This is a genomic window from Gammaproteobacteria bacterium (genome assembly GCA_013817245.1).
Taxonomy (GTDB): Bacteria; Pseudomonadota; Gammaproteobacteria; order HTCC5015; family HTCC5015; genus JACDDA01.
On sequence record JACDDA010000007.1, the window covers coordinates 131,618 to 145,110 of the forward strand.

The window sequence follows — 13,493 nt, forward strand, 5'->3', positions numbered from 1 at the left end:
TGAAACAGCCGGCAAGCATAACCGATAGCGCGCTATCTGACACGTACTGGCACGTAGCTGCACGTCATACTTATATATAGGCTTTTTACTGATTGCCAGCTTACAGGTATACTTTCGCCCTTGTTGTAACTCCTTCGCGTCACCCTAGGATGTCCATTATGCGCAGCTTAACTTTCGTCAATCTTTTTGCTTTATTGTTACTCGGCGCTTGCTCATCCTCGGCGCCCGATAATAACAATCATCTCAAAATTGGTTTTATGGCAACCTTATCCGGGCCCGCTGCGGCATTGGGTGAAGATTTACGTGACGGTTTTCAGCTCGCACTCGATCATAATGACGGCAAACTCGGCGGAAAAACTGTCGAACTATTAGTCCGTGATGATCAATTAAAACCCGATGTGGGCGTACAAATCGCGCAAAGCTTTTTACAAAAAGATCATGTCGATATTGTTACCGGTATCGTATTCTCGAACGTCATGATGGCAATCGCCAAACCCATCACCGACAGCGGTACATTTTTAATTAGTGCAAATGCAGGACCTTCACCCTTAGCCGGCGCACAATGCCACGAAAACTTTTTTGCCGTCTCTTGGCAAAATGATCAACTGCATGAAGCGATGGGCAAATATTTAAACGATCAAAACATTAAACGTGTGTATTTAATGGCACCTAATTATCAAGCAGGTAAAGACGCATTAAATGGTTTCAAACGTTATTTCAAAGGTGAAATAGTTGGTGAAATTTATACCAAAGTGAATCAACCCGATTATTCTGCCGAACTCACTGAACTGCGCGCCGCTAAACCTGAAGCCGTGTATATTTTTTATCCAGGCGGCATGGGCATTAATTTTGTTAAGCAATATGTACAAAGCGGCTTACGACAAGACCTGCCTTTGTATAGTCAATCATTTACTTTTGATGAAACTACCTTGCCTGCGATGGGCGATGCTGCTGATGGTATTACCATCGCGAGTTTTTTGGACGAAGCAAGCACGCAATTACCCGTGAATCAAAAGATGCAAGCTGACTTTAAAACGAAATTCGGCCGCAATCCTTCACCGTATGCCATTCAAGCCTACGATGTCGCGCAATTGTTAGACAGTGCCTTAACCGCTGTTGGCGGCGATATTAGCGACAAAAATAAATTCCGCACGGCTTTAGAAAAATCAGAATTTCAATCTTTACGCGGGAAATTTAAATTTAATAATAATCACTTTCCCATTCAGAATTTTTACATTAATCAATTAGTAAAAAACAGCAGTGGGCAATTAACTAGCAAAACCTTAGCGACCGCTTTTGTGGATCATGAAGATGCCTACCACACAACATGCGCGTTAAAATAACTGTATAAAAAAATATCCTTCATTATTCTTAACTTGAATAACGCAGCAATTTTGAGAACAGAATGGATCTCACACTTTCACATTGCTTAACCCATCTGCTTAATGGTGTGCAGTTAGGTATGATGTTATTTCTGATGGCCGCCGGCTTAACACTGGTCTTCGGCATTATGAATCTCATCAATTTAGCGCATGGCGCACTTTACATGTTAGGCGCGTATTTAATCGTTACCTTTCAATCACTAACGGGTTCTTTTAGCTTAGCCTTACTGTTAGCCCTGCCGTCAGCATTACTGTTAGGTTGGTGTATTGAAAAAATCAGTTTGCGCACCTTGTATCAACGCGATCATCTTGATCAAGTGTTAGCAACGTTTGGCTTAACGTTATTTCTTACAGAATTAGTCCGTATTATTTGGGGCAGCCAAGCGTATTTCATCACCACGCCTGCGGCATTATCCCATCCCGTCACTTTATTCGGCGCGCCCTATCCTGTTTATCGCTTGCTCATTATTGCTGTCGGTATAATTGTGTTTATTAGTTTGCAATTATTAATTCACCACACACGTATTGGCATGCTAATCCGCGCAGGCGCTAGCAATCGCGAAATGGTTGCAGCACTCGGGGTTAATATTCGTAATTTATATTCTTGGATATTTGCAGTAGGCGCCATGTTAGCGGGTTTAGCCGGCATCATGGCCGCGCCGCTTTTATCTGTTGAACCCAGTATGGGCGATAGTATTTTAATTTTAACGTTTGTAGTCATTGTGATTGGTGGCATGGGCTCCATTACCGGCGCATTTATCGCGGCCTTGATAGTGGGCATTGTTGACGTTGTGAGTCGCGTCGTGTTACCGCCTTTGTTTGCATCTATTACGATATATATCTTAATGGCATTGACCTTGTTGTGGCGCCCGCAAGGCTTGTTAGGAAAATCTTCATGAACTTTGTAAAACAACAATTATTAAATATTAGCTTGTTATTAATATTTGCTTTAATGCCACTCGTAGCATTTTTATTAAACGAACCCTTCTATTTGACATTATTAAGTCGCGTGATGATTTACGCCATCGCGGCGATCAGTTTAGATTTGATTTTGGGTTATGGCGGCATGGTGAGTTTAGGTCATGCCGTGTTTGTGGGTTTTGGCGCTTACAGCATCGGAATATTGGCACAACATGGCATTCATAACGGTTATCTTGCATTCGCGATCGCCATACTCGGCAGCGCATTATTAGCATTGCTCACCGGTATTTTAAGCTTACGCACGCGCGGTATTTATTTCATTATGATCACGCTCGCATTTGCGCAAATGTTGTATTACATCACCACCAATCTTAGTCAATACGGTGGCGAAGATGGCATGAGTTTAATCTCGCGCTCGGATTTTGGAAGTCTCTTACCGTTGCATAACGATACTGTATTTTTTTATTTTGTCTGGTTGATACTCGCTATCATTCTAATTGTAGGCAAACGCTTAGTAAACTCTCACTTTGGTATGGTCTTACGCGGCAGTCACAGCAATCTTCGACGCATGCATGCACTCGGTTTTAATCCTTTCATTTACCAACTAAGCGCTTATGTTATCGCAGGCAGCTTAGCGGGTTTAGCAGGCGCATTGCTAGCCAATCAAGCACAGTATGTCAGCCCTAGTTATTTACACTGGACGCAATCAGGGCATTTAATTGTCATGGTGGTATTAGGCGGCTTAGCAACATTAACAGGGCCATTAATAGGCACCACGCTATTTTTATTAGCCGAAGAATTTTTATCTCGCTGGACCGAACATTGGATGATTATTCTCGGGCCTGCTTTATTGATAATCGTTTTATTGGGTCGTGGTGGTGTATTAGGCCTTAGTCAAAATATTCTTCAAAAAATAAAATCATATCGTTCGCGTGGAAACAAAACATCGTGAACACATTATTAAGTACTAAAAATTTAAGCAAACACTTCGGCGGTCTACAGGCAGTCAACAATGTTGACTTTGCTGTTACAGCCGGAGAAATACATGCTGTGATTGGGCCAAATGGCGCGGGCAAAACAACGTTTTTATCTTTACTCGCCGGCGAGTTAACGGCAACTAACGGCAGCATTCATTTCGCAGACAAAAACATTAGTCATTTATCAATGGCCCAACGCGCTTTATGCGGTTTAAATCGCACATTTCAAATTAACAGTTTATTTTTAAATTTAACAGTCCGTGAAAATATAATGCTGGCCGTGCAAGCACGACAAAACCATAATTTTAAATTTTGGCAAGCGCCTAATGATAACCATAAGCTTAAACAACAAGCTGAAAAAATCCTCGCGCAGAATAACTTACAAATATTAGCCGATGCTCCAACACAACAATTATCTTATGGCCAACAACGCCAACTCGAAATCGCACTGGGTGTTGCAGGTGAACCTAAACTATTATTGCTAGATGAGCCCTTAGCTGGTCTAGATGCCGCGGGCAGCCATGAAATGATTGCACGACTACGAACTTTAAAAACTCAACATAACTTTACCTTGGTATTAGTAGAACACGATATGGATGCCGTATTTGCTTTAGCCGATCGCATCAGTGTATTAAATCATGGTTGCATTATTGCTACGGGTACACCTGCTGAAATTCGTAATCATAGTGAAGTACGCGCAGCCTATTTAGGCGGCGCATCACTCGGTGCGAAGTGAGTCGCATGTTAACTATTGATAACATCAGCAGCGCTTATGGCAACAGTCAGGTTCTGTTTGATTTATCTTTGTCTGTCGCTGAAGGAGAAATCATTGCGTTAATGGGGCGCAATGGCATGGGCAAAACCACCACCGTACGTAGCATTATGGGTTTAACACCGGTGCATCGTGGGCATATACATTTTCGCGGACATACTATTCACAACTGGCCCAGTTATAAAATTGCACAGCACGGCATTGGTTTGGTGCCAGAAGGTCGCCAAATATTTCCTAATCTTACGGTTGAAGAAAATTTACTCGCGACCGCTGCGCAGCGTCATGTGCTTAAACACGCTTGGACCCTGAAACGTATTCATGATTTTTTCCCACGCCTTGCAGAACGCCGTCATCATATGGGCAATCAGCTGTCCGGCGGTGAACAACAAATGCTGGCGATTGGTCGCGCTCTATTAACTAATCCATTTTTGTTGATTTTAGATGAAGCATGCGAAGGACTCGCGCCGCTGATTCAACAAGAGATCTGGCAAGTTTTAGATAATCTAAAACAACAAGGCATGAGTATTTTAGTTATCGATAAAGATTACCAAGCCTTACAAAAACTCGCCGATCGTTATTATATTATTGAAAAAGGCAGTATCGCTTGGCACGGAACTAATGCAGAATTTTCCAGTAATCCAGAATTACCAAAAAAATATTTAGGCTTATAAAATATTTATTACTTTGAAAGCGGATCTGCGGATTTTTTAAAAGCTTTATTCTTCAATATTAAAAAAGGCCGATATATATCGGCCTTTAATCTTACTTTGCGTGAATTTTTTTACTGCGCGGCGGGGGTTGATTTCGCAATATCCGCTGCCAATTCATCTTGGCCTTTTTGAGCTTTGAATTGTTGCCATAAAGCCGCATCATTATTCATACTCGTTTTAATGGCTTCCTGCGCTAACTGTTGCACCGCTTTTGGATCTAAGCCTACATATACAAACAACACACCATTCGGGCTAGTATTTTTCAATACAATCCGTGTGCCGGATAAAGATTCGTTGGTAATTTGTTTACTAATCGAGGTATTTACTTTATCCACCGTTTCCGCATCCGCTGCACCAGAAACTTCTACATATTGTTTGACCATGTTTTGCACTTGTACGCGCATTTGCTGTGCTAATTTTACCCGCGCAACAGTAGCAGCTTGTTGTTCCATAAACGAGAAACCCGCCGCTGATTTTTCGCTAGAACCAACCGCGCCTACCGGAAAATCTTTTGTAGTTTCGGTGCAAATCCACATGGGCGCTTCTTTGTTTGATCCATCTGGATAAGTGCAGTCAGAGACATAACTTGCTGACTCTTTAGGTGTATTTGCACTACAGCCCGCGGCAATAACACCCACTACTGCCAATGCACATAATAAAATTTTAGATGAATTCATAGCTTGTCCTTTTATAAAAACCACATTAAAAGCTCACACATTTAAACCATTCTTACAGACGGGCCCAATCTTACTCGCCCATCTTAACCCCATCTTACCCTCGGCTTCCACATGCGTAAATCGGCTATTACCGCTCATCCTGCAGTATTAGCTTATGCGTAACCTTAAAGAATAAATTAAATTTATGACCTATTTATTTCGCATTCCAAAGCAAAACCAAAGCCCGTTGATTTTTTTGACTTTCCTACAAAAAGAAAAAATACACTCTCTTTCTGCTTAACTTTTAAAATTAACATCAGGATCACAATTATTTTAGATGTTCTAGCTGTTATTAATAACAAAACAGTTCTCTTAAGAGGTGGCTCTTATAGTGTGGTGGTTTATAAATTTTAGCACTTAGCTAAAGCTCGACCCGCTGCGGATAGTGCAACTAATACACAAGTAAGTAATAAAGCCCGTTCTACACTCTAACGATCTACTACCCAGCCTGCTGGAATTTCAAATGGATATACGCTAGCAACTCAGCAGAAAAATAAACCCCATGCCCACAAGACCAACATTTAAATCTGTTGCCAAGGCTGTCACTAAAGACGCTAGCGATGCCAGCCGTGTACTGGCCGGTAACGCCAATCCGCCTGCAGGTAATTTAGGGCCATAAGCAGCGTCTTAATTAAATTTAATTTTTTGGTTGTTTATTAAATTTTGTTAATATAGGATGCTGTTGTTAGTCAGAAAAGCTCGTGAAAGCCTTACTGGCTCTAGTTCAGAGCCAGTGAAACCTTAACAATCGGAGAGGTAAGTCATCATGCGTATTACTCAAAAACTAGCCATAGGTTTAGCTTGCGTTATTAGCTTTACAGCACTAAATGGTTTTGCCGTCACTAAAACCTACTTTGAACAGACCGTTTCTTTCGCGTTCGACGATGGTGGGGTACCCGGACGTAGCACCGGCGATACTCTATATTTCGGCGCCATCTTCATTGATCAAGTCACAGGCGCGGTAAAAGGTAATAAACAAGCCGTGTGTAATACCGTCTACCAAGACCCAAGTAACGGACATTTTTGGTCATGGTGTCATGAAGTGATTAATTGGGCGACGGGTGTGATGTATACACAAGGAATGTTCGATGAAATTGCCTACGAAAACTATCAACCCGAAGATTTAGACATTATTGCTGGGTCAGGCAAATGCTTGGGCGCGACAGGTGTACAGCTCTTGCAACAAGTGCGTTTTCCGGATCAAGCCATCGCTACTTTTGTAGTACCTAATCCGGCAGTAACCTGCCATTTATAATTATATTTCACTGCATTCATTTTAATTTACAACGGCATTGTAGTCACTGCTATTGCGACAATGACTCCAGTGCCGTTTTTTGTGCTGCGTAACGATTAAACTGCCAAGCAACATGCATTAATAATAAAGTCACGACAACCATTACCCATAATGGCCAACTAAAAGCGTGAGTCCATTCGGCTAATGAACCAATCGCACTAGGGCCTGCGGCACCACCAATTTGTCCAAACGTAAAATACAAACCGCTAGCAGCACCAGCATAACGAATGCCTACGCCGGGATATTCGATCAATAATAAAATAGTTAAAGGCATCAACGCGCTTTTAGCAACGCCTTGCAACACTAAGCCTGCATATAACCATATCGAAACGTCTGCAAACAAAAACAAGGTTCCGCCGGCAGAAGCTAATAACGCAATTATTAATACCGCTAAACGTTTTTTCGCAGGCGTGTAATAAGGCACTAATAATGCACCGATCAAGCCGACAACAGTAGGCGCGGCAGACCAATAACCTGCCGCCACGTCTGTCATGCCGCGCAGTATCAAAATTTGTGGTAACCAATTATTTAAACCGTGATTTAAAAATAAAATGCCCGCGCCTAACCACAAAATTCGTCGGACTTGCACATCACGCAATAATTGAATGTAGATTGCCGGTGTTGCAGGTGGGTGAACTATTTTTTTAGCTTGTGCGGTACGCACCATCGGCAGACGATATAGCAAAAACCACAACACGGCGGTGAGCAATGTAACAACGCAATAGAACCACAAGACCGCGCGCCATTGATTATCTAACCACGGTAACAATACGGAATGCGTTAACGCTAAGGCTAAAGCTCCACCAAAAATAGGCGCAGAAATATAAATACCAACGGCTAAGCCACGTTCAGAACTTTCAAACCACTGACCCACTAATTTTGGTGCACCCGATGACACTAAAGGTCCACCGACACCAAACAACGCTACTGCTAAAAATAATTGCCAATCATTCGTGGCTAAAGCTCGACCTGCTGCTGACAGTGCGATTAATACACAAGCAAGTAATAAAGCGCGTTCTACACCCCAACGATCGACTATCCAGCCTGCGGGAATTGCAAATGGAATATACGCTATCAACCAAGCAGAAAAAATGAAACCCATGGTCGCAAGACCAACATTTAAATCCGTTGCAACGGCTGTCACTAAAGGCGCTAGCGATGCCATCACTAAACCAAAACAAACGTAGATCAACCACAAACCGGCTAGCATCCACCAGCGCAGCGCAGTACTGCGCATTCTTAACATAGATAACATTAGGGAAAATTAAGTAGCTAACTGATTTTTTGCAGGAGCAGTAGTCGACATCAACGCAGGAATGCCTGCAGATTGTTCAACACGTTCACATAACATAGACAGATCACCTAACAATTTCAAATAAAAGAAACGCATACCATGCAACAAAGAATCCGCCATTACTACCGCTTGAGCGACTGAAAGTTTACGCGCATCTAGCGTAATATCACCCATACGCGCTCGCAAGAAACGTTCGAGCGTAGGATATTCTAAATTATATTGCCCCAACATGATGTGTGACGCTTGCGTTAACACAGTATCCACTTCTGCACACAATTGTCGTGTTAAGGTTTGTAAACTGCGACCAATTCGGTTGCGCTCGACTTGTAGCAAGTCCTGACTTAAAGCCAAAATACTTGAAATCGTTTGTAATTCAATTAAACGTTCGCGCTCAGTCGCCATGCTATTTAATACTTTTAACAACCATCGCGCAGATTTTGCTTCTGCTTGATCCATACGCGCTATAGCAAAATGAATTCGGCGAGTGAATAATAAATCCATCGCTGATAATACTTCAGAGCGTAACACTTGATGCTCAGTTACTTCTATCGCACGTTTCATAATAGGAATCGCGCTGCCTTGAAAACCATACGCTTCTAAGTCAATGTCAACATCGCGTTCTACCAACAATAAACCCGTGTGCATTTTCCCTAAGCGTTGCAGTTGTTGTTCAAAATGGGTGAGAGCATTACGAAACTCTGGCTGACGACGACGAATCTCATCGACCTGTGCGGATAAATGCATATGCGAGGCTAAGCCAGGTTCACTTAAACGCATAAAACGCATGCTGGTAAATAAGGAGCCAAAATAAGTTTTTAATGCCGACTCCGCACGACGGCGCGTGTCGTAATGCGCGAGTAAATCACGATAGGGTTTAACGCAACGTGCGATGTCATCCAAATTTTGCGCGACATAACCGCGCAACGTTACATCACGACACAAATTATCAAAGCCAGGCAACAAATTACGAACGGGGTAATCGGCGACAAAAATTCCTGGTGAATTTAACTTACGCGCTTGCTGCAAGCGATGATGATGCGCGGGATGTGCAAGCCAAGGTGTATAGCGTAATTTTGCTTCGCGAATCTGCAACACTTGGTCAGACGTTAGCTCTTGATACTGATCAACCACGGCTTGCGGAATATCATCTAATAAACGCCGTTCTTTCCACGCGGCTTGATTAATCATTTCTACTGCCGCATGTGCGTGTAATAATTTACGTAATTCAAATGCAACTTCTTCAAACGTGGCGCTGCCCACCATGTGAATCGCCATTCGATCGGCTGCCAATTCCATTTGCCGCAAGGTCAAACGATTACTCAGTGACACCATCCAAAATAATGCGCGCAACCATAATCGTACTAATAGAATACCCGCAGCAATAATCCGCAAACACGCTCTTACCAAAAAGTTATGCGCATTGCGTAAACCTTTAGCCAAATACTCATCCCATGCATCATGTTGATAAATACATTTATCCAACCACGCCATAACGCGGTTTGATAATACATAGGTGAATAAAGCATAAGATGAACGTGCATGACCTAATTCATGTGCTAATACACAGACCAGCTGTTTTGCATTAAACGCGGCAATTAATGGCATACCTATCGTCAATACCGTTTTGCGGCGCCACAAACCTGTCCACCCAGCCGCTAAACTCATGCGCGCATCAATCTCGGCATTGACATGAATTTCCGCAGGATATTCAACACCTAAAGAATCACACAAGGATTCGACTAGTTCAAAAAAAGGCCGATAACGCAAACGATCTAAACTACGAGGTTCCAATAAAGACACTTTCACAAATAAAGGTTTTAATAAAAACAAAGTTGCACAGAACGGCACAATAATAAAAACGAGGCTATAGGCAATTATTAAAAGACTATTAGCATTTTGCAGCCACTCAGAAAACTGACTCATGCCCCATATCGTAAGTGCGGCCGCGCCTAATAAAGTAGAAAAATAAAATAGCGGCGCTACCAAAGCAATCGCCGAGCTTAACCACAAGACCGCACTATAATGCGCACTCATACTAGGGTTAGGTAAAGACGCGTTTAGTCCCCGCTCACTAGATGCTGCGGGTTGAATGGTTTCATTCACTGTTTCGTTGAGCGCGCTGCTCATATTAGGCGCCGTATTTTCAGCGCGGTTTGCTACAGGTGGATTTGTTTCCTCTGGATTCCGCTCGGGATTCGTCTGTGAATTCATCTCTCGATTAATCTGACGTTTATTATCAGCACCGGAAGGTTTATTTGTGGTCGCATTTAATAAAGATTTGGGTGCATGCATCGTCACGCGTGACATGCCCATCGTTTCGGTGGAATGAATTGAAGAATCCACTACTGCATCAATTACTGGCACACCAAACTGAGTTTTGTGCATGCTGACACGCGCCATTGCAACATCAACAACAGGTGACGCTTGAGGTTTTTTAGGAAGATTAGATCGCGGTGCAGGTGCCAGATTAGCTTGGTTATTTTTAACCACGCGTACGCTTAACATTGCGCCGGCTTCATGAAATTGTTTTTGAAAACGTAAAGCAGTATCACGATCAACATCGCGCCGCACAATGACTTCTGCACCGCTCATTAATTTGGCGATCACAGTATCGGTTAAATTCAATTGGCTTTTAAAACGGCGACGCACTTCTTCGTACGTAAAGCCATCGCGCATGCGCCCAGCAAACAGCAGCGTAAACCGTGTTGATTGATTCATCGTCTCCAAGCCTTACGTCAGTCAATAATTTCATTGTTCATTCGGTACCCACATACCAAATGATCAATGTCTACGTGCTAAAACTGCTAGCCTAGAATGAATAGCTAACGTTGTATTTTACCAACTTTAATATTCTTCCTGCACGCATATATATAGTGTGGCACTGATTCTAAGCTATCGACGTCTTAGGTGATAGCTACAACACCAGCGCCTCTCTATTACTAGTTATTTAATGAACAGAATGCAAGCTTTATCGACGATTAATCAACGTTCCGCTCAAACGAGTATTATTAATAACTTATTAATATAAGTAAGTCTGATAGACCACACTCAACCAGCAATAACAGAGCGCTATCCTACGCGCAGCCTTGTCGATTTGCACAATCCATAATCTCTATGAATTAAATTACTAACACCGTCAAACCAATGCCAACACCTAGGAATGCATCGGCTAATATGGCACTACCAGAGTTACCTAACACTGGCCAAAAAGCACCCCTTCACTCTGCCAATGCGCGTTTTGTTAATGACATGGTTTGCCCCTTAATTCACGTTATAAAAAATATTAAAAGCGCTGCTAATAATAAATACGCAATATCGAATCGATCGAATTAATAACATTTTAATACCGGTAAAATCACTCGCACGGATTTATACGTGGCAATACTGTATGCGTTATCAAATAAGTTTATACAAGCTGAATTAAGGCAATAATGCTCATCACACCCGATATTGCTTTGCTCAAGCCAGATTGGCGCGCTAGAATGAATGCCCAACAGACAAATGTATGATGTTTATGCAACGCAAAATTATCAGCTTTCATCAAGACGCAGACAAACATTGGACCGCTACCCTAGACTGCGGCCATACACAACATGTGCGACACAATCCGCCTTGGCAAAATAGACCGTGGATCCTGCACGCACAAACACGTGAAAAACACATAGGCAAAACCTTAAACTGTCGACTGTGCGAAGCACCACAATAATCTATCGCAAACATTACTCATGCGCGTAACCAAAAATTTTGTACGCTACCGCGATACTCACACTATCCATTGCGGTCTATTAAACGACGACATCATTGCCGAACTCAGTAGTGAATTATTTGATCCGCAACATACCTTCAGCGGACGCCAATTAAAATTAGCCGACGTACAATTACTTGCACCCTGCCAACCATCAAAAGTTATTGCCGTCGGCTTAAATTATCGCAGCCATATCGGCAATATGCAGACACCAGAATATCCGGGCTTATTCGCCAAATATCCCACCTGCATTATCGGTAACAACGCAGCGATCATCATGCCCGATGATGCCGAAAGCCTGCACTACGAAGGCGAACTGGTAGTCGTCATCGGTAAAGAAGCTAAAAACATTACACCTGCACAAGCGAAAGATTTTATTTTCGGCGTCACCGCGGGCAACGACGTGAGCGAACGGCACTGGCAACGCAATGACATGCAATGGTTTCGCGCAAAAGGCAGCGATACCTTTGGCCCCATCGGCCCGGTGATTACCCAAGGCTTAAATTACAATCAATTAAATTTAACGACACGACTAAACGGCGAAATAAAACAACACGCCAATACTTCAGAATTAATTTTTGATGTGGATTATTTAGTTAGCTACATCAGTCGTTACGTCACCTTAGTACCCGGCGATGTTATTTTTACCGGCACACCGGGCAGAACATCGCGAATGGCGATTGATGATGTAGTTGAAGTAGAACTGGAAGGTGTTGGTACTCTGCGCAATAGTATTGAACGTGTGGCATTACACGTATACTAAACATATAAAAACTAGATCTAATAGCCAGCTATATACTTCACCACAGATTTATGAAAAAAATATGTTTTTTTGTTTTACGATCATTCGCGACAATGGCATTCATATACTTTTCCATAATTAGCGGCTACTCATATCCGGCTATTTTATGTGGCTTTGCTGGAGGCGCAATAGAATTAGGCTTTATCTAGATACATGCTAATCACATAAACTCGAATACCCCCAACAAAAATATTTTCGCGAAATATTTAATTTAGAAATAGACAATAAACGCATATCAATATCATCTAAAAATGGGAACACAAAAAATTCATGGGGCTATTTCCACAAATTCAAGGAAAATAAAAATTATCTATTGCTGCATTATTCTGACGCCTTGTTTTTAATAATTCCGACAGAACAAATCACTCCAGACGCTTTGAATTTTTTGAACGAAAAATACAGACCATTGCGACAATGTTTAATGCAGAGGGTGGCACGATTTAAATCACAACCGATTTAATCTGCCGACAAAATGAATAGCGAAAAATTAACGCCCGATATCATAAAATTAATTTTCAATATCGAATATATGAATATATTATCAGTTACATCAACCCCTATGCTGGCAGAGCATATATTTACTTGCTACTGCAAAATTTAATTAAACATACAAAAAACTTTTCTTGGGGCCATCGTAAAAAATTACGCCTTTGCCAACACATTAATTAGATGAAAAACATAAATTATAGACAAATAAAAGCCGTCAGCTTAGGCAATCATTTCAAAAACAGTGTGTCAAATTCCCCTGAGCGATTTAGCTTTTCCCAGAAAAGTCTTGCGCCAAGTTCGGTCCAGTGATTTTGATCAAAATACATAAAATCTCCATCAACATAAAACTGACAGCCATCCAAACAAAAAACTTCATTCACATCAACATAAA

At 42.0% G+C, this 13,493-nt stretch carries 12 protein-coding genes; 9 read left to right on the forward strand and 3 right to left on the reverse strand.

Annotation, left to right across the window (positions count from 1 at the left end; all coding sequences use genetic code 11):
• Positions 1 to 158 precede the first annotated feature (158 nt).
• From H0W44_09570 to H0W44_09590, 5 genes are all read left to right on the forward strand, one after another.
• A complete protein-coding gene (locus H0W44_09570; GenBank protein ID MBA3582686.1) occupies positions 159 to 1,343 on the forward strand; it encodes an ABC transporter substrate-binding protein in 1,185 nt (394 codons plus the stop codon).
• Between the two features lie 62 nt (positions 1,344 to 1,405).
• On the forward strand, positions 1,406 to 2,281 hold the full coding sequence (locus tag H0W44_09575; GenBank protein ID MBA3582687.1) for a branched-chain amino acid ABC transporter permease: 876 nt from the start codon (positions 1,406 to 1,408) through the stop codon (positions 2,279 to 2,281).
• On the forward strand, positions 2,278 to 3,255 hold the full coding sequence (locus H0W44_09580; GenBank protein MBA3582688.1) for a branched-chain amino acid ABC transporter permease: 978 nt from the start codon (positions 2,278 to 2,280) through the stop codon (positions 3,253 to 3,255). The genes H0W44_09575 and H0W44_09580 overlap by 4 nt, the downstream gene beginning before the upstream one ends.
• Positions 3,249 to 4,016: an ABC transporter ATP-binding protein gene (locus H0W44_09585; GenBank protein ID MBA3582689.1), complete on the forward strand. Its 768-nt coding sequence runs from the start codon at positions 3,249 to 3,251 to the stop codon at positions 4,014 to 4,016. Before H0W44_09580 ends, H0W44_09585 begins: the two co-directional genes overlap by 7 nt.
• A gap of 5 nt (positions 4,017 to 4,021) precedes the next feature.
• Complete coding sequence (locus H0W44_09590) at positions 4,022 to 4,723, forward strand: ABC transporter ATP-binding protein (GenBank protein MBA3582690.1); 702 nt, start codon at positions 4,022 to 4,024, stop codon at positions 4,721 to 4,723.
• A 110-nt stretch (positions 4,724 to 4,833) separates the two neighbouring features.
• On the opposite strand, the gene H0W44_09595 is transcribed toward H0W44_09590, so the two are convergent.
• Positions 4,834 to 5,439: an LPP20 family lipoprotein gene (locus H0W44_09595; GenBank protein ID MBA3582691.1), complete on the reverse strand. Its 606-nt coding sequence runs from the start codon at positions 5,437 to 5,439 to the stop codon at positions 4,834 to 4,836.
• Positions 5,440 to 6,244: 805 nt separating this feature from the next.
• Between H0W44_09595 and H0W44_09600 the strand changes: the two genes are divergently transcribed.
• A complete protein-coding gene (locus H0W44_09600; protein MBA3582692.1) occupies positions 6,245 to 6,733 on the forward strand; it encodes a hypothetical protein in 489 nt (162 codons plus the stop codon).
• A gap of 49 nt (positions 6,734 to 6,782) precedes the next feature.
• Here H0W44_09600 and H0W44_09605 read toward each other — a convergent pair whose 3' ends face one another.
• Positions 6,783 to 8,018, reverse strand: a complete 1,236-nt coding sequence (locus H0W44_09605; protein MBA3582693.1) for an MFS transporter — start codon at positions 8,016 to 8,018, stop codon at positions 6,783 to 6,785.
• A gap of 18 nt (positions 8,019 to 8,036) precedes the next feature.
• Complete coding sequence (locus H0W44_09610) at positions 8,037 to 10,784, reverse strand: M48 family metalloprotease (GenBank protein ID MBA3582694.1); 2,748 nt, start codon at positions 10,782 to 10,784, stop codon at positions 8,037 to 8,039.
• A 796-nt stretch (positions 10,785 to 11,580) separates the two neighbouring features.
• Between H0W44_09610 and H0W44_09615 the strand changes: the two genes are divergently transcribed.
• From H0W44_09615 to H0W44_09625, 3 genes are all read left to right on the forward strand, one after another.
• Positions 11,581 to 11,772, forward strand: a complete 192-nt coding sequence (locus H0W44_09615; protein ID MBA3582695.1) for a DUF3565 domain-containing protein — start codon at positions 11,581 to 11,583, stop codon at positions 11,770 to 11,772.
• 19 nt (positions 11,773 to 11,791) lie between these two features.
• Positions 11,792 to 12,574, forward strand: a complete 783-nt coding sequence (locus tag H0W44_09620; protein ID MBA3582696.1) for a fumarylacetoacetate hydrolase family protein — start codon at positions 11,792 to 11,794, stop codon at positions 12,572 to 12,574.
• 241 nt (positions 12,575 to 12,815) lie between these two features.
• Positions 12,816 to 13,073 (forward strand): YcxB family protein, encoded by a 258-nt coding sequence (locus tag H0W44_09625; GenBank protein MBA3582697.1) that lies wholly within the window; start codon positions 12,816 to 12,818, stop codon positions 13,071 to 13,073.
• Positions 13,074 to 13,493 lie beyond the last annotated feature (420 nt).